Raw genomic sequence first — 16,806 nt, 5'->3', positions numbered from 1 at the left:
GATGACGCCCGCCATCCGATCCCATACGGTCTCCCACCGGCCTGATTACCCCATCGGTGGGCGCGGAGCGTGCCCGGTGGAGCTACCCCGGCCGGGGCGGTCAGGTGCGGGCCGAGGCCGTGAAAGGCGGGTGTGTGCCGTTGAGGTAGTGGTCGCCGATGTCGCGGAGCCGGTGGGCGGGCGAACTCTGCGCGGTCAGCGCGCGGGCGTTGCGCCAGAATCTGTCGAGCGCCGCGCCGCCGTCGAACGACACCGCCGTGCCGGTGAGTTCGAGAACGCGGGTGGTGATGTCGACCGCCGACCTGCTGGTGACCGCCTCCGCCGCGGCGACGAGGACGGCGATCTCGGCGCGCTGGTCCATGCCGATGTCCCGCCCGGCGAGGAGCCCTTGCTCCAGGGCGTCCGTGGCGCGGCCCACGACGGCGGCGGCGGTGTGCGCCGCGGTCGCCAACTCCCCGTAGGCGAGCAGGAGATACGGGTCGCCGCTGGGCCGCACGGCGTAGGTCGTGGGGTCCGGCGCCCCGGAACGCGGCGCGGACCGCACCGCCCGGCTGACGTCGCGGGCCTCGGCGAGCGCGCCTTCCGCGATGCCCAGCGCGACATGGCTGAGGACGAGTCGCAGGGCGACCGGCGCCAGCGCGGTGAACGCGGAGACGGCGTGCTCGTCGCGTGGCATCGCGCCGAGGATGTCGTCGGCGCCCACGGGCACGTTGTCGAAGTCGGCACTGCCCGCGGCGGTGAGCCGCTGGCCGAGGCGGTCGTTGTCGGTGCCGGCGAGCACGCCGGGGTGGGCCGGGTTCACGAGCGCGATCAGCAACTCGCCGGTGTGGGTGGAGGTCGCGCCGACGACGAGCCGGTCGGCGACGGTGACACCGGCCGCGAAGGCCCTGCGGCCGTTGAGCACATGGCCCGACTCGGCCGGGGAGAGGGTGAGGCCGGGGCCCGCGTCCGGGTCGGGGAGGTCGGTGCCGCCGCCGAGGAGCCAGCCGGGGGCGACGGCGGGTGGTTCGTGCCCGGTCGCCCTGTCGTCCGGCGCGCCGAAGAAGCGGCTGCTCCACGACAACACGTAGTGCCGGGCGATGAGTTCGCCGATGGAGCCGTCGGCCGCCGCGATCTCGCGGACGACGGCGACGGCGGTGCGCCAGTCGGCGCCGCCGTGTCCGCCGGGGAGCGCGGGTGGCGTCAGGAGCGCGAGCAGGCCTGCCTCGCGCAGCCGTGCCACCTCGTCGTACGGCGGCTTGCCCGCCCGGTCGCGGGCGATCGCGTCGGCGGCGAGATCGTCCGCGACCTCCCGCGTGACGCGCGGCCACATCGCGTCGTCGGACACGGGGGGCTTGGGCGGGGCGGCGGTTCGGACCACGGGTTTCGTCGGCACGCTGCCGGCCACCTCCAACATCCCCAGTTTTCCCACCTGTTTAGTAGGGAAACTAATACTGCCACGGAGTCTTCACGGCCCCAAGTGCGCGTTCATATGGTGGACTCGCGTTCCGGACAGCGAAACGGAACAGCGGCCGGAGCGAGCGGAGCGGGCAGAGCCCGAGTCAGGGGTTCGTCCAGGCCTCGGGGTCGGCCGCGAGCACGGACACGTCCTCCGGCAGGCCGGTGGAGGCCACGTCCGCCAGGGTCACGACGTCCAGGATCTGGCGGACATGGGCCCGCAGTGCGATCCACAGCGGCAGCAGCGACTCGGCGGCACCGGTGTAGGAAAGCTCGGGCGGCCGGACCCCCCGCACCGAGACGAGAGGTCCGTCGACCGCGCGGATGACATCGGCGATGGTGATCGAGCCCGCCGGCCTGGCCAGCCGGTAGCCGCCGTTGCCGCCTCGCCGGCTCACCACGAGCCCGCCGCGGCGCATGTCGTTGAGGATGCCTTCGAGGAACTTGTGCGGGATGTCCTGGGCGGCGGCGATCGCCTCCGCCTTCAGAGGGGCCTCGTCTCGGGCTGTCGTGAGCTCCAGCGCGGCACGTACCGCATAGTCCGCTCTGGCTGAAATGCGCATGCCCGCAGTATCTCGTACGGCTCCGCCCCGTCCGCGGCCCACCGTGCGGGCCGGTGTCAGCCCGCGCCGGCGGAGGTCGCCACCGTGTCGAACAGCCGGTTGGCGGGGCGCGGCAGTCCGTAGTGCTCGCGCAGCGTGGTGCCGGTGTACTCGGTACGGAACAGGCCACGCTCCTGGAGGATCGGCACGACCTGGTCGACGAAGACCTCAAGGCCGGAGGGGAGGAGCGCGGGCATGATGTTGAAGCCGTCGGCCGCGCCGCTGTCGTACCAGTGCTCGATGGTGTCGGCGACCTGCTCGGCGGTGCCTGCGAAGGTACGGTGCCCGCGGCCTCCGCCGAGCCTGCCGATGAGTTGACGTACCGTCAGGCGCTCGCGTCTGCCGAGCTCCACGACCAGCGTGAAGCGGCTCTTGGCGCCTTCGATGTCGTCCTCGGTGGGGATGTCGTCGGGCAGTTCCTCGTCGAGCGCCAACCGCTCGTCGGGGATGCCGAGGAGGCGGGCGAGCTGGCGGCGGGCGTACTCGGGGACGATGTGCCGGTCCAACTCGGCGTCCAGCTCCAGCGCTTCGGCTTCCGTGGCACCGATGACCGGCACGATCCCCGGCAGGATCCTGATGCCGTCCGGATCACGCCCGAAGGCCAACACCCGCTGCTTGACGTCCTTGTAGAAGGCGACGCCCTCCTCCAGGGTCTGCTGCGCGGTGAACACCGCCTCCGCGTAACGCGCCGCGAAGTCCTTGCCGTCCTCACTGGATCCGGCCTGGACGAGGAGGGGGTGGCCCTGCGGGGCGCGCCGTACGTTCAGGGGGCCGTCGACCCGGAAGTGGGCCCCGTGGTGGTCGATCCGGCGGACGCGTTCGGCGCGGGCGTGGACTCCGCGCTCCTTGTCGGCCACCACCGCGTCGTCGGCCCAGCTGTCCCACAGTTTGGTGGCCACTTCGAGGAATTCGGCCGCCCGCAGGTAGCGGTCGCGGTGCGAGGGGGTGTCGTCCAGACCGAAGTTGCGGGCGGCGTCGGCGCCCGCCGTGGTGACGATGTTCCAGCCTGCGCGACCGCCGGAGACATGGTCGAGGGAGGCGAACCTGCGGGCGAGGTTGTACGGCTCGTTGTAGCTGGTGGACGCGGTGAGGCCGATCCTGCTGGTGACGCCGGCCAGGGCGGTGAGCAGCACAGTGGGTTCCAGGATGCTGGAGGGCCGCCGCCCGGGGTCGCCGTGCAGGACGGGGCTGTCGGCGAGGAAGAGAGAGTCGAGTCTGCCGCGTTCGGCGATACGCGCCAGGTTCTTGTAGTGCTCGACGTCCGTGCCGTCGGTGGGGCTCTGCGGTAGCCGCCAGGCGGCCTCGTGATGGCCGACGGTCATCAGGAAGGCGTTGAGGTGCAGGGGCTTGCGGTCCGGTTCGCGTGACATGGGGCTTCGTCTCCTGGGGCGGGGGTCTACGGCTACTGCCACTGCTACGGCTCAGAGCGCGAGGTAGCAGCCGTCGTGAAAGAGCAGCGGGCGCCGGGTGTCGTCGTACTCGGCCTCCTCGACACGGCTCACGACGATCCGGTGGTCACCGGCCGGGACGATCTGCTGGATGGCGAGCCGCAGCCAGCCGGCCACACCGTCGAGTACGGGCTCCCCCTCCGGCAGGCGGTGCCAGGCCGTCGGCGCCGCGAACCTGTCGGCGCCGCTGGTCGCGAACGTCCTTGCCAGCGGCTCCTGTTCGGACCCGACGAAGTTGACGACGGCCGACGACGCGCGCTGGATCGTCGGCCAGGAAGACCCCGAGACGGCGATACCGAACGAGACGAGCGGCGGCGAGAGGGACAGGGAAGTGAGCGAGGTGGCGGTGAATCCGACGGGGCCGTGGCCGGCGTCGGCGGTGATCACGACCACTCCCGCCGGATATCGGCGGAATGCTTTCCTGAAGCGCTCCGGGGCGATGCCCCTGGCGAGTTGCGTCGGCACGGTGACAGTCAAGGTCTCCCCCAGGAGGAGTGGTGGCAGCGGTGAGAAGAGGGCAGCAGCCCGCAGGTGAGAGGGCGGGTGAATTCAGCGGTGGACCAGGGCGCGCGGGGAATTCAGGCGCGACAACAGAGGCAGGGCACGTACTGCGGAATCCGCTGCCGAATGGTCATGAATTCATTGTCCGGTGCGTCTTCGGAGCCGGTCAACAATGCAACTTTCTGAATTAACTCGGCTCGATTCCACGCTCCGCCGCCCATCGCTCCGCCGCCCATCCGCTTACGACACGGCCGTCAGCGCGGGCCACGGACCGAGCGGGTCGGCGTACAGGGCGGCAAGGGCCACCGCAGCGCCCGCCGTGGACAGCACACCGCCGGTGAAGCTGCTTGCCACGACGGCCTGTTCGGGGTCCTCGCAGACCAGGGAGCGCTCCGCAACCGCCGTCCGCAGATCGGTGAGGCAGTGCGGAAGGAGCCCGGTGCCCGGCTCGACCACCACCAGGACATCGGGGTCGAACATGTCGAGCAGCAGTGCCACCGCCCGGCCGACGAGCCTGGCCCTGCGGCGGAACAGCTCCAGTGCTCGATGCTCCCCCGCCAGCGCACGCTCCAGCAGCTCCGTGAACGCCCTTACGGGGTGGCCCTGTTCGGCCGCGAGCCGCACCATCGCCTGTTCGGAGACCTCCGATTCGAGGCTGCCGGCACCGCCGACCGGCAGACGCGCGACGCTTCCCGCACCGTGCCGGGGTCCGAGGTGCACCTCTCCGGCGGTGGCGAACGCGGCGTCCACCACCGCGCCGACGAACAGCAGCACGGCGCTCCCGCGCGTCGCGGCCTCGCCGAACAGCTGCTCGGCGCGCGCCAACGCCCGTGCGTGGCTGTCCACATGGACCGGCAGCCCGGTCGCGTCGGTGAGATGGTCCCGTACGGCCACGTTCCGCCAGCCGAGTTGGGGATGGAGCCTGATCACCCCGGCGCCGGGGTCCACGCGGTGACCGGTGGCGACGCCGAGGGCCAGCACCGAACGGCCCTCGGCGTGGGCGGACATGAGGCGAGGCAGCCGCCGGGCGAGTCCGTCCAGCACTCGGCGCGGGTGCGGCCGGGTGTCCTGGTGCGGCTGCCGGTCCTCGGCGACGATCCGGCCGCGCAGATCCATCAGGGACAGCGTCGAGTTGGTGACGGCGATGTGCGCGCCCGCCACCAGATAGCGGTTGGTGTCGATGTCCACGGGGACGTGGGGCCGTCCGAGCCCGCGCGGCCCGGAGGTCTCCGGGCTCTCCCGGATCAGCCCACGGGCAAGCAGGCGGGCACTGTGCGCCGTGACGGACGCCGGGGACAGCCCGGTGAGGCGGGCGACGGTGCTGCGGGCGACCGGGCCGTGGTCGAGTACGGCGTTCAGCACGGCCCTCGTGCCGGGAGCCCGGCGTGGTGGTGCGGCGGGAGGCGGGATGTCCGTGCGGCGTACGGGAGTTGGTCGGCGTCGGGTGGGCACCGGCGGATTCTTCACGGGTGTCTTCCAGGTCCTGGACGGCAGCGGCGGCGACCGCGGGAACTCGTCCCGTCTCGGGTGGTCGGCCGGACCGCGTGGGCGCTGTGGTGTCAGCCCTGGTGACACGCCGCGGAGCAGACGCGCTTGAGGTCGATGTGACCTCTCGTCGTCAGGCGCGCGGATCGCTGCATGCCCGGCAACGTAACCGTGGCGCCCGGACGGGGTCAATCACCGGCCGCATCCTGGACGTACGGGCTTCCACGTCGCCGGGGTCCGGGCCCCCGGCGCATACCCGACAGGTGGCGCCGGGGAAGAGGGCCAGGTTGTGGTGGAGGAGCCGGAACCGGCCCACCCTGCGAAATTCAGCATGAAGTGGCGCGTCACTGATCGTCCCGACCACCACGCCTTGCTTCAGCCGGGCCACATCAACAGGACACGTCCGCACGGCGCCGGACCGCTCGCGAGCGAGTGGCACAACGAGCCGGATGATCGGACGCCTACGGGGTCTACGCCGACCCGCTTGCCGCGAGGAGAACACCTCATGATCCTCGTGACCGGAGCCACCGGAACTATCGGCAGTGCCCTTCTGCGGGAGCTCCACGCCTGCGGCGCCGGGCCATTGAGAGGCCTCACCCGTGACATCTCTCGTCTCACGCCTGGGCTCGGATGCCGAGATCATCGAGACGGCCCGGCGCGCGGGCGTGGCACACGTGGTGCTGGTTTCGTCCATCACCGTGCAGACCCATCCGCACCTGGGCCCCGCCGGCGAGAATCTGGCCGTCGAGCGGCTGCTCAAGGACAGTGGCATGGCGTCGACGATCCTGCGGCCGACGCAGTTCGCCTCGAACGCCCTGTGGTGGGCGGGCGCGATCCGCGAGCGTGAAACGGTCCGCGTGCCCTATGCGGACATCGGCCTCCCCACCGTCCACCCCGCGGACATCGCGTCAGTGGCACGGGTGGCGCTCACCGAGTCCGGCCACCGAGGGCGCACCTACGCACTGACCGGTCCGGAGCTGATCACGGCCCGGCAGCAGGTCGGTGCCATCGCGGCTGCGCTGGGGCGGGAAGTGCCGTTCACCGAAATCAGCCGGGAGGAAGCCCATGGCCGGATGGCCGTATTCCTGGGCGACGAAGCCGCGGACGCCGTTCTCGATCTGACGGGCGGCGATGTCAACGACGAATTGCTCGCGGTGCGCGACACCGCTTCCCGCATCATCGGCGCCCCGGCCAGGACGTTTCGGCAGTGGGCCGCCGAGAATGCCGTCGCCTTCCGCTGAGCCGTCCGCCTGCGGACGGCGCCCGGGTGTCTGCGAAATTCCCCTGGCGGCATGGCACGGTTGGCGCTGTCGCCGACGAGGGAGGGTGTGTGAACAAGGGTTACGCCGTGTTCTGCGACGCGGACCGGCATTTCTGCGAATCGCCCCACCCTCTGTCCCCCGCCAACGACTCGAACACATCAGCCAATTCGGCGGCCCCGGCCGACCCGACGGAATCCACTCCCGGTGTCAGTCACCCGACGGGCCGACGAGCCCGCTCCTGCCCGCCGCCTGTGCGATGTTGCGCGCCATCCCGCCGAACACGACGGCGTGGAACGGCGCGACGCTCCACCAGTACGCGTGCCCCAGCAGCCCGCGCGGATGGAACACGGCGCGCTGCCGGTAGCGCGTACGGCCCCGATCGTCCTGCGCCACACGCATCTCCAGCCAGGCCAGCCCCGGCAGCCGCATCTCGGCGCGCAGCCGCAGCAGCCGGCCCGGTTCGATCTCCTCGACGCGCCAGAAGTCCAGCGAGTCGCCGACCCGCAGCCGGGCGGCGTCGCGGCGTCCCCGGCGCAGCCCGACGCCGCCGACGAGCCGGTCCAGCCAGCCTCGTACGGCCCAGGCGAGCGGGAAGGAGTACCAGCCGTTGTCCCCGCCGATTCCCTCGATGACCCGCCACAGCGCCTCGGGCCCGGCGTCGACGGTCAGGTCGCGGTGGTCGGTGTAGAGGCTGCCGCCCGCCCAGTCGGGGTCGGTCGGCAGGGGGTCGCTGGGCGCGCCGGGGACGGAGGCGGAGGACCAGCGGGTGGTCACCTGGGCGTCCTGGATCCGTTCGAGGGCCAGGGTCAGCGCCTGCTCGAAGCCGATGGGCCGGCCGGGCCCGTCGGGGACGTACCGCGCGATGTCGTGTTCGTGGCACACGACTTCATGACGCAGGGACTCCGCGAGCGGCCGGGCGAGCGCGCGGGGTACGGGGGTGACCAGGCCGATCCAGTGGCTGGACAGGCTCGGCGTGAGGACGGGCACGGGGACGATCAGCCGGCGCCGCAGCCCGGCGACGGAGGCGTAGATGTGCATCATGTCCCGGTAGGTGAGGACGTCGGGCCCGCCGATGTCGAAGGCGCGGCTCACCTCGGCGGGCATCCGCGCGCTGCCGACGAGACAGCGCAGGACGTCGCGTACGGCGATGGGCTGGATCCGGCTGCGTACCCAGCTCGGTGTGACCATCACCGGGAGGCGTTCGGTGAGATGGCGGAGCATCTCGAAGGACGCCGAGCCGGACCCGATGATGACGGCGGCGCGCAGCACGGTGGTGGGGACGCGCGAGTCGAGCAGGATGTGTCCGACCTCGGCGCGCGAGCGCAGATGGGGTGACAGGTTCCGCTCGGGTACGCCGGCCGGGGTCAGGCCGCCGAGATAGACGATGCGCCGGACACCCGCCGCGTGGGCCTGTTCGGCGAAGATCCGGGCGGCGTCGGCGTCGGTCCGCTCGAAGCCGGGGCCGGAGCCGAGCGCGTGGACCAGGTAGTACGCGACGTCGATGCCCCGCAGGGCGGCGCCGACCGACTCGGCGTCGGTCACGTCGCCGCGTACGACCTCGGCCCGGCCCGCCCAGACGTGGTCGCGCAGCTTCTCGGGCGTACGGGCGAGACAGCGCACCCGGTACCCGGCGTCCAGCAGCTCCGGTACGAGCCGCCCGCCGATGTAGCCGGTGGCACCGGTCACCAGGCAGTGCGGGGCGACGGCGGTGTCCTCGACGGGTGCCTCGTCACGGTTCGTCATGGAGCCCTCCGCCGGCCGGGTACGTTGGCCCCACCCTCTCCCGGTACGAGGACTCCCGCCCGGCCGGGCGGCTCTACAGCGGCAGGAACGTGACCAGCACACGGCGACGACCGGGCCGTACGGTCATGGCCCACAGCGCGGTCATCGCGACGAGGATGCCCGTGGGTGCCCGTCCGGCGGTCGTGGCGAGCGCGCCGGCACCGGTGCCGACCATTCCGGCGAGCAGGGTGTCGCGGGGCTGGAGCGCCTCGGTGACGCGGCGGGCGGTCCCGGTGGTCACGCGCGGCTCAGGCGAAGTCCGTCGGGCGCGCCCGGCCCGCCGCGATCCGGCGGTTGCGCAGGACCGACGACCAGAAGGACCAGCCGATCAGTACGACGCCGATGAGGCCGGTGATGATCTCGCTGATCTGGTACTGGATGGTGACGAGCAGGATCACCGCCAGCGCGCCGATCGCGTAGTGCGCGCCGTGCTCCAGGTAGACGTAGTCGTCGAGTGTCCCCTGGCGGACGAGGTAGACGGTGAGCGACCTGACGTACACCGCGCCGATACCGAGCCCCAGTGCCATCAGCACGATGTCGTTGGTGATCGCGAAGGCGCCGATCACGCCGTCGAAGGAGAAGGACGCGTCAATGACTTCGAGGTAGAGGAACATGAAGAACGCGGCCTTGCCGGTGACGGCGACAAGCGAGGCGCCGCTGCCGCGCTGGCCGGGCACCGTCTCCGGTCCTGCCTCCCGTCCCCCCTCACCGGGCGTGATGACCTGCGCGCCGGCCTGTGTGTCCGCCTCGTCGGCGAGTCTGTTCTCGAAGTAGGTGGAGAGCCCGCCCACGATCAGATACGTGATGAGACCGGCCAGTCCTGAGGTGAGGACGGTCTGCGTCTTGTCGGCGTGCGCGCCGCCGTGCTGATGGGCGTGCGTCGCGACGGTCATGGAGGCGATCATCAGCACGATCAGCGCGAGGCAGACGGCCAGCATCTCGACCTGTCCGAGCTTCGCCAGCGGGCGTTCGATCCAGCCCAGCCATTTGATCTCGCGCTCCTCGAAGATGAAGCTGAGGAAGATCATCAGCAGGAACATGCCGCCGAAGGCGGCGATCGACGGGTGGGCGTCGGTGACCAGTTGCTGATACCGGTCCTTGTCGTTGACCGCCAGCTGCACCGCCTTGACGGGGCTGAGCTTGGCGGTGACCGCGACGATGACGACGGGAAACACGAGCCTCATACCGAACACGGCGATGAGGACACCGATCGTGAGGAAGATCTTCTGCCAGAAGGCACTCATCTTCTTCAGGATCCCGGCGTTGATCACCGCGTTGTCGAAGGACAGCGAGACTTCCAGCACCGTCAGGATCGCCACGACCCCGAGCGCGGTCCATCCGTCGTAGAGCACCGCCACCACGAGGCCGAGCACGGTGAAACCGAACGCCCAGCCGAATGTTTTGAGGACCACGACTCACCCTGCCTTCCGCGGACATGCTAGGCGATTTCCCCTCACACACCCGGTGGGCCCGGCGGAGCCGGCGGCGTGGCGGAGCCGTCTCAGAACGCGCGCGGCAGTTTGACCACGGTCACGAAGAAGTCGTCGATCTGCCGGATCGCCTTGATGAACTGGTCGAGGTCCACGGGCTTGGTCACATACGCGTTGGCGTGGAGCTTGTAGCTTCGGAGAATGTCCTCCTCGGCCGCCGACGTGGTGAGGACGACCACCGGGATGGGGCTGAGGTCCGGGTCGGACTTGATCTTCTCCAGCACCTGCCGGCCGTCGTACTTGGGCAGGTTCAGGTCGAGCAGGATGAGATCGGGGCGCGGTGCCTCGACGTGTTCCTCGCGCTGGTAGAGGAAGTCCAGGGCCTCCAGACCGTCCCGTACGACATGCAGGGTGTTGCCGATCCGGTTGTCCTCGAACGCCTCGCGGGTCATGAGTTCGTCACCCGCGTCGTCCTCGACGAGCAGTACTTCGACGGGCCGGGGCTGGGGCGATGTGCTCATGCGGTGCTTCCTTCGGTGGTGGGGGCCGGTGGGGGCGGTTCGACGGCCGCGGGCCGCGCGGGATCGGCGGGGAGGGTGAAGGCGATTCGTGTGCCGCCGGTGTGCGTCGTGTCGATCCAGATGTGTCCTCCGCTGTGTTCCACGACCTTCTTGCACAGTGACAGACCGATGCCCGTGCCGGCGTACGCGTCCCTGGCGTGCAGCCGCTGGAAGATGACGAAGACCTTGTCGGCGAACTCCTCGGGGATGCCGATGCCGTTGTCGGTGACGGTGAACGTCCAGAAGTCGGCCCCCTCCTCGCGGTCGACGGTCCGGTACGCGGTGATGCGGACACGCGGATCCCGGTCGGGGCGGCGGAACTTGACCGCGTTGCCGACGAGGTTCTGCCAGAGCATCGTGAGCAGCGTCGGGTCGCCCACGACCTCGGGCAGCTCCGCAGGGCGCTCGACGACCGCGCCGGTCTCCTCGATCGTCACCGAGAGATTGCGTACGGCACGGTCCAGGGCCGCGTCGAGGGCGACCGGTTCCTGCGCGTCCTGGCCCCGGCCGACACGGGAGAAGGTAAGCAGGTCGTTGATGAGGACCTGCATGCGCTTGGCTCCGTCGACGGCGAAGTCGATGTACTGGGTGGCGCGGTCGTCGAGCTGGTCGCCGTAACGCTTCTCCAGCAGTTGGCAGAAGGACGCGATTTTGCGCAGCGGCTCCTGGAGGTCGTGCGAGGCGACGTACGCGAACTGCTCCAACTCCGCGTTGGACCGCCGCAGTTCCACCGCGCCGGCGTCCAGCTCGGCGGCCTGGCGGGCGAGTTCGCCCTCGTTGCCGCGGGAGGTGGCGAGCTCGCTGACCACCCGCAGTCGCATCCCCTCCACGGCCTCCGCGAGGGTCCGCAGATCGGCCGGTCCGTGCGCGGGGATCGCGTGGTCGAAGTCCCCGCCCGCGACGCGCCGGGACGCGGTGCGCACGGTGTGCAGCGGGCGTACCACCGCGAAGTGCACGAGGACGGTGATCGCCACCCCGGTCAGCAGGAACGCCACGAGCGCGGCGATCAGCGCCCGGTCGCGGTCCGAGCGGGCCTCGGCGAACGCCGCCCGCGCCTTCCGCTGCCCCGGCTCGTGGCCCGCCTCGCGGGGATGTGTCCCTGTGCGCCGGAGGACGGAGTGGGTGTGCCGGGTCTGCCCGAGGTGGATTTGACCGCAGTGTCGGGGCGGGTGCCCATGGCAGTTGTTCTCCTCTCGCCACGGGCGCCGCGGCCCCGTGGGACCGCCGGGTGCGTCCGGGTTGAGACTAAAGCGATCAGTTACCGCACAACAACATTCCCCGGATCAGTGACGGACGGCCGTCGGCGTGCCCAGGGAAGAGATCCCGGCAGAGGTGAGGACCGTACACACGGATCGGTCGCAAACGACCCCCGCTGCACCCGTCCCGGCGGGCGGTCTGACTGAAAGGGTTCAGTGAAGCGCCCCAAATCGCCTGTCCGGCAAGGCAATGTGAGCGCGACACCTTGACGCGCCAGGAGGGCGCCCCTACTTTCACTGCCCTGAATCGATTCACTGTCGAATTGTTCTGGGGTTGACGTGATCAGTAGACGCCGCATGCTCACCACCACCACAGCAGCCGCACTGGGCACCACCCTCGCCACGGCCAACGCGCCGTCGGCGCAGGCCGTCGAGCAGTCCCCGGCCGGCACCGCCGCCGGCTCGAGCGGGCGCGGAGCACTCCGGGTCAGCGCGCCGACCGTCGAGTACGTACGCAATCCGCTGGGCCTCGACACCCCGAAGCCCCGGCTGAGTTGGCCCCTCCTGTCCGAGGCTCCCGGCCAGGCGCAGAGCGCGTACCAGATCCGGGTCGCCTCCCGTCCCGACAAGCTGGCCGAGCCCGATGTGTGGGACAGCGGCAAGGTCGTGTCGGACCGCTCGGTGCTCGTGCCGTACGCGGGTCCGGCGCTCAAGCCTCTGACGCGGTATCACTGGTCGGTTCGCGTCTGGAACACCGCGGGTGAGGTCTCCGGCTGGAGCGAGAGCGCCTGGTGGGAGACCGGGCTGCTGAGCACGGCGGCCTGGTCCGCGCGGTGGATCGCCGCGCCGGCCGCGCTGAGCGGCGCGCCGACGCTGCGGGGCGCGTCCTGGATCTGGTACCCCGAGGGCGAACCGACGAGCAACCTGCCCGCCGGGACCCGTTGGTTCAGGCGCGCCGTCGACGTCCCTGCCGGTGTCACGGGTGCCCGGCTCGTGGTGGGCGCCGACGACGCGTACACCGTGTACGTGAACGGCACCGAGGTGGGCCGGACCGAGCCCGACGGGCCCGCCGAGAACTGGCGCCGCCCCGCCGTCGTCGACGTCACGGCCCATCTGCGCGCGGGCGCCAACGTCCTGGCGGCGTCGGCGGTCAACGCCACCGAGAGCCCGGCCGGTCTCATCGCCGTGCTGGAGCTGACCTCGGCGGGCGGCACCGGCACCGTCGTCACCGACGCCGCGTGGCGAACGACGGACACGGAGCCGTCCGGCTCCGACGGCGCGTGGCGGCAGGCCGGTTACGACGACAGCGCCTGGCCCGCCGCGAAGGTGGGGCCCGCGTGGGGCTCCGGGCCGTGGGGCGCGGTGGCGCCCGCGTACTTCCCCGCCACCCAGCTCCGGCACGCCTTCCGGCTGGCCGACAAACCCGTCGCACGCGCACGACTGCTCACCACGGCGCTCGGTCATTACGAGGCGCACATCAACGGACAGCGGGTCGGCAAGGACCAGTTCGCGCCCGGCTGGACCGACTACCGCCAACGGGTCCAGTACCAGACGTACGACGTCACCACGCTGGTGCGGCGCGGCGCCAACGCGCTCGGCGCCCATCTCGCACTCGGCTGGTACGGCGGCAATCTCGGCATGTTCGGCCCGCACCACTACGGCGACCGGCCCGCACTGCTGGCCCAGTTGGAGGTCACGTACCAGGACGGGACGAGTGAGCGGGTCGTGTCGGGCGACGGCTGGCGGGCCGCCTCGGGGCCCATCGTGTCGAGCGACATGCAGGCGGGCGAGGAGTACGACGCCCGGCTGGAGACCAAGGGCTGGACGTCACCGGGGTTCGACGACGCGGGCTGGCTCGCGGCCGAGGAGGTCGACGGCGTCGAGACGGAGATCGTGGCGGAGCTGGACGGCCCGGTGCGCGTCGCGAAGGAGTTGCCCGCCAAGAAGGTCACGCGCGTCGCTCCGGGGGTGTTCGTCTTCGACCTCGGCCAGAACATGGTCGGTTCGGTGCGGCTGCGGGTGTCGGGCAAGGAGGGCACGACCGTACGGCTGCGGCACGCCGAGGTGCTGAACCCCGACGGCTCGATCTACACCGCCAACCTCCGTACGGCGCGCGCCACCGACACCTACACGCTGAGGGGCGGGGGCGAGGAGACCTTCGAACCGCGCTTCACCTTCCACGGTTTCCGCTACGTCGAGGTCGCCGGCTTCCCTGGCACGCCGCGCGCGAGCGCGATCACCGGCCGGGTCATGCATACGTCGGCGCCGTTCACCTTCGAGTTCGACTCCGACGTCCCCATGCTCAACCAGCTGCACAGCAACATCAGTTGGGGCCAGCGCGGCAACTTCCTCTCCATTCCGACCGATACGCCCGCGCGGGACGAACGGCTCGGCTGGACCGGTGACATCAACGTGTTCGCCCCCACCGCCTCGTACGTCATGGAGTCCGCCCGCTTCCTGACCAAGTGGCTCCAGGACCTGCGTGACGCGCAGACCGACGCCGGGTCGTTCACGCATGTCGCCCCGGACATCGCGAACGTGGGCGACGGCTCGGCCGGTTGGGGCGACGCCGGGGTCACCGTGCCATGGGCGCTCTACCAGGCGTACGGCGACGAGCGGATACTCGACGTGTCGTGGGACTCGGTGCTCAAATGGCTGGACTATCTGCGCGCGCACAGCGACAGGTTCCTGCGGCCGGCGGAGGGTTTCGGCGACTGGCTCAACATCGCGGACGAGACTCCGAAGGACGTCATCGGCACCGCCTACTTCGCGCACGTCGCCGATCTCACCGCGCGCATCGCGCGGGTGCTGGGCAAGGATCCCGTGCCGTACGAGACGCTGTTCGGCCAGGTCCGTGATGCCTTCCGGACGGCGTATGTGAGCCCCGACGGCAGGGTGAAGGGTGATACGCAGACGGCTTATGTGCTCGCCCTTTCCATGGAGTTGCTGCCCGAGGCGGCCCGTGAGCCCGCCGCCGACCGGCTGGTGGAGCTGATCGAGGCGAAGGACTGGCATCTGTCGACGGGCTTCCTCGGCACGCCCCGGCTGCTGCCGGTGCTCACCGCCACCGGCCACACGGATGTCGCGTACCGCCTGCTGCACCGGAAGACCTTCCCCGGCTGGGGGTACCAGATCGAGAACGGGGCGACCACGATGTGGGAGCGCTGGGACTCGATCAGGCCGGACGGCGGTTTCCAGGACGCCGGGATGAACTCGTTCAACCACTACGCCTACGGGTCGGTCGGCGAGTGGATGTACGCGAACGTCGCCGGGATCGCGGCCGGCCGGCCCGGGTTCAAGGAGATCGTCATCAGGCCGCGGCCCGGTGGTGAGGTGAAGCGGGCCGGGGGCCGGTACGCGTCGGTCCACGGGCCGATCACCACGCGCTGGGAGTCGCGAAGTGGGGGCTTCGAGCTGGAGTGTTCGATACCGCCGAACACCACGGCCGAGGTGTGGGTGCCGGCGCGCAGGGCGGGCGACGTCAGGCACCAGGGCGCGAAGTTCCTGCGGATGGAGGAGGGTTGCGCGGTGTACGCGGTGGCGTCGGGCCACCACCGGTTCACCACCTGATCGCGGGCGGCGCCACGGCAGTTGGCGGGTGATCGGGCCGGGTACGGGAGTGGCTTCCCGTACCTGGCCACCCGGCGGGCGCCCGGTGGCGCGGCGGCGCGTCATCCGCGCGCGGTCGGCGTGCGTGTGTGCTCACGCACCTGATCAGGCGTCAGATACGTGTTGGTGTACTCGAAGTCGTGCAGCGAGGCCGCCTTCTGCGCCTGGAACCCGGTCCGTACGAAATCGTCCCCGGCGACGGCGTTGAGCATCCAGTTGGTCAGCACCCGCGCTTTGGCGACATTGGTCCGCAGCGCCGACCAGTGGTAACCGCGGGCGACGGCCTGGGCCGGCATCCCGCGCAGTTCGACACCCATCGGCTTGGAGACGGCGTCCCTGCCGCCGAGGTCGACCACAAGCCCCAAATCCTTGTGCTCGTACCGGCGGAGGGGCTGATGGCGCACCGTGGCGACGACGTTGTCCGCCGCCGTACGGCCCTGCCGCATGGCGTGCTGGGCGGTCGGCGGACAGATCGCGTCGCCGCCCTTGGTCAGGTCGGGCACGGCTGCCGCGTCACCGAGGGCGAAGACGCCGTCGAGACCGGCCACCCGCAGCTCGGGCGGGACGACGAGCCGGCCGTGCAGCGTCTCGGCCTCGAACGTGCCGACCAGCGGACTCGCGACAACGCCGGCCGTCCAGATGAGTGTGCGGCACGGCAGCACCCGTCCGTCGGTGAAGGTCACCTCGTCGGGACCGGCCTTGGCGATCGAGACCCCGAGCGACACCTCGATCCCGCGCTTGCGGAGGATGCCGAGGGCGGTGGCTCCGAGCTTGTCGCCGAGCTCCGGCATGAGCTTGGGGGCGATGTCGATGAGGTGCCACTTGATCTGCTTGGGGTCCAGCCGTGGATAGCGCCGCAGGGCGTTGTTCGTGACGCGTTGCAGACAGGCGGCCGTCTCCGTGCCCGCGTAACCGCCGCCGACCACCACGAACCGCAGGCGCCCCGCGCGCTCCCGCTCGTCCAGGCTCGCGTCCGCGATGTCGAGCTGCGCGATGACGTGGTCGCGTACGTAGGCGGCTTCGGCGAGCGTCTTCATGCCGCGCGCGTTGTCGACGAGGCCGGGGATGTCGAAGGTACGGGTGATGCTGCCGGGAGCCAGCACGATGTAGTCGTACGGCTGGTTGACGATCTCGCCGGTGATCTTCCGGATCACACAGACCTTGGCCTTCGGATCCACTCCGATGGCTCCGCCAGGGATGATCCGGGTGCGGTGCTTCCTGCTGCGGCGCAGTGAGACCGCGACCGACTGCGGGGTCAGCACTCCCGAGGCCACCTGTGGCAGCAGCGGCAGATAGAGCTGGTACGAGAACGGCGTGATCAGGGAGATCTCCGCCTCTTCGGGCCCCAGCTTCCGCTCCAGACGGCGTACGCACGCAACCCCTGCGAAGCCTGCGCCCACTACGAGAATCCTCGGTCGTGCCACGGTGTCCATCCCTTCGGGTCGTGCCGGGTCGCCCTTCACCTTCCCCGGCACCGGTTTCTCTCACGGTCGG

The 16,806-nt window shown here is 70.8% G+C and carries 11 protein-coding genes and 2 pseudogenes; 2 read left to right on the top strand and 11 right to left on the bottom strand.

Annotation, left to right across the window (positions count from 1 at the left end):
• Window positions 1-100 precede the first annotated feature (100 nt).
• From ACIBLA_RS16605 to ACIBLA_RS16585, 5 genes are all read right to left on the bottom strand, one after another.
• Window positions 101-1,375, bottom strand: coding sequence for an acyl-CoA dehydrogenase family protein (locus ACIBLA_RS16605; protein ID WP_399198991.1), 1,275 nt, complete (start codon window positions 1,373-1,375; stop codon window positions 101-103).
• A gap of 166 nt (window positions 1,376-1,541) precedes the next feature.
• Complete coding sequence (locus ACIBLA_RS16600) at window positions 1,542-2,000, bottom strand: RrF2 family transcriptional regulator (RefSeq protein ID WP_399198990.1); 459 nt, start codon at window positions 1,998-2,000, stop codon at window positions 1,542-1,544.
• Window positions 2,001-2,056: 56 nt separating this feature from the next.
• On the bottom strand, window positions 2,057-3,409 hold the full coding sequence (locus tag ACIBLA_RS16595) for an LLM class flavin-dependent oxidoreductase (protein ID WP_399198989.1): 1,353 nt from the start codon (window positions 3,407-3,409) through the stop codon (window positions 2,057-2,059).
• A 51-nt stretch (window positions 3,410-3,460) separates the two neighbouring features.
• Entirely contained in the window at window positions 3,461-3,964 is a 504-nt protein-coding gene (locus ACIBLA_RS16590) for a flavin reductase family protein (RefSeq protein WP_363239860.1), read from the bottom strand.
• 264 nt (window positions 3,965-4,228) lie between these two features.
• Complete coding sequence (locus tag ACIBLA_RS16585; protein ID WP_399198988.1) at window positions 4,229-5,455, bottom strand: ROK family protein; 1,227 nt, start codon at window positions 5,453-5,455, stop codon at window positions 4,229-4,231.
• 523 nt (window positions 5,456-5,978) lie between these two features.
• Here ACIBLA_RS16585 and ACIBLA_RS16580 point away from each other — a divergent pair.
• Window positions 5,979-6,714: pseudogene (locus ACIBLA_RS16580) on the top strand (capsule biosynthesis protein CapD).
• A gap of 228 nt (window positions 6,715-6,942) precedes the next feature.
• Here ACIBLA_RS16580 and ACIBLA_RS16575 read toward each other — a convergent pair.
• The 5 genes and pseudogenes from ACIBLA_RS16575 to ACIBLA_RS16555 form a co-directional block, all read right to left on the bottom strand.
• On the bottom strand, window positions 6,943-8,478 hold the full coding sequence (locus tag ACIBLA_RS16575) for an SDR family oxidoreductase (RefSeq protein ID WP_363239862.1): 1,536 nt from the start codon (window positions 8,476-8,478) through the stop codon (window positions 6,943-6,945).
• A 73-nt stretch (window positions 8,479-8,551) separates the two neighbouring features.
• Window positions 8,552-8,758: a hypothetical protein gene (locus ACIBLA_RS16570; RefSeq protein ID WP_363239863.1), complete on the bottom strand. Its 207-nt coding sequence runs from the start codon at window positions 8,756-8,758 to the stop codon at window positions 8,552-8,554.
• Between the two features lie 7 nt (window positions 8,759-8,765).
• Complete coding sequence (locus tag ACIBLA_RS16565; RefSeq protein ID WP_363239864.1) at window positions 8,766-9,929, bottom strand: DUF475 domain-containing protein; 1,164 nt, start codon at window positions 9,927-9,929, stop codon at window positions 8,766-8,768.
• An 89-nt stretch (window positions 9,930-10,018) separates the two neighbouring features.
• Window positions 10,019-10,468 carry a response regulator gene (locus tag ACIBLA_RS16560; protein WP_363239865.1) on the bottom strand — a complete coding sequence of 150 codons (450 nt, stop codon included), beginning with the start codon at window positions 10,466-10,468 and terminating at the stop codon, window positions 10,019-10,021.
• Window positions 10,465-11,547: pseudogene (locus ACIBLA_RS16555) on the bottom strand (ATP-binding protein); the annotation flags it as partial. The pseudogene ACIBLA_RS16555 and the gene ACIBLA_RS16560, both read right to left, overlap by 4 nt.
• A gap of 495 nt (window positions 11,548-12,042) precedes the next feature.
• On the opposite strand from ACIBLA_RS16555, the gene ACIBLA_RS16550 reads away from it, so the two are divergent.
• The gene (locus ACIBLA_RS16550) at window positions 12,043-15,273 is read left to right on the top strand and encodes an alpha-L-rhamnosidase (protein ID WP_363239866.1); all 3,231 of its coding nucleotides are present in this window, start codon (window positions 12,043-12,045) and stop codon (window positions 15,271-15,273) included.
• A gap of 101 nt (window positions 15,274-15,374) precedes the next feature.
• On the opposite strand, the gene ACIBLA_RS16545 is transcribed toward ACIBLA_RS16550, so the two are convergent.
• On the bottom strand, window positions 15,375-16,736 hold the full coding sequence (locus ACIBLA_RS16545) for an NAD(P)/FAD-dependent oxidoreductase (protein ID WP_363239867.1): 1,362 nt from the start codon (window positions 16,734-16,736) through the stop codon (window positions 15,375-15,377).
• Between the last annotated feature and the right edge of the window lie 70 nt (window positions 16,737-16,806).

It is taken from the genome of Streptomyces sp. NPDC050433 (genome assembly GCF_044458565.1).
GTDB lineage: Bacteria > Actinomycetota > Actinomycetes > Streptomycetales > Streptomycetaceae > Streptomyces.
Note: the sequence above shows the minus strand (reverse complement) of the source record. Positions and strands in the feature narration are given on the sequence as shown.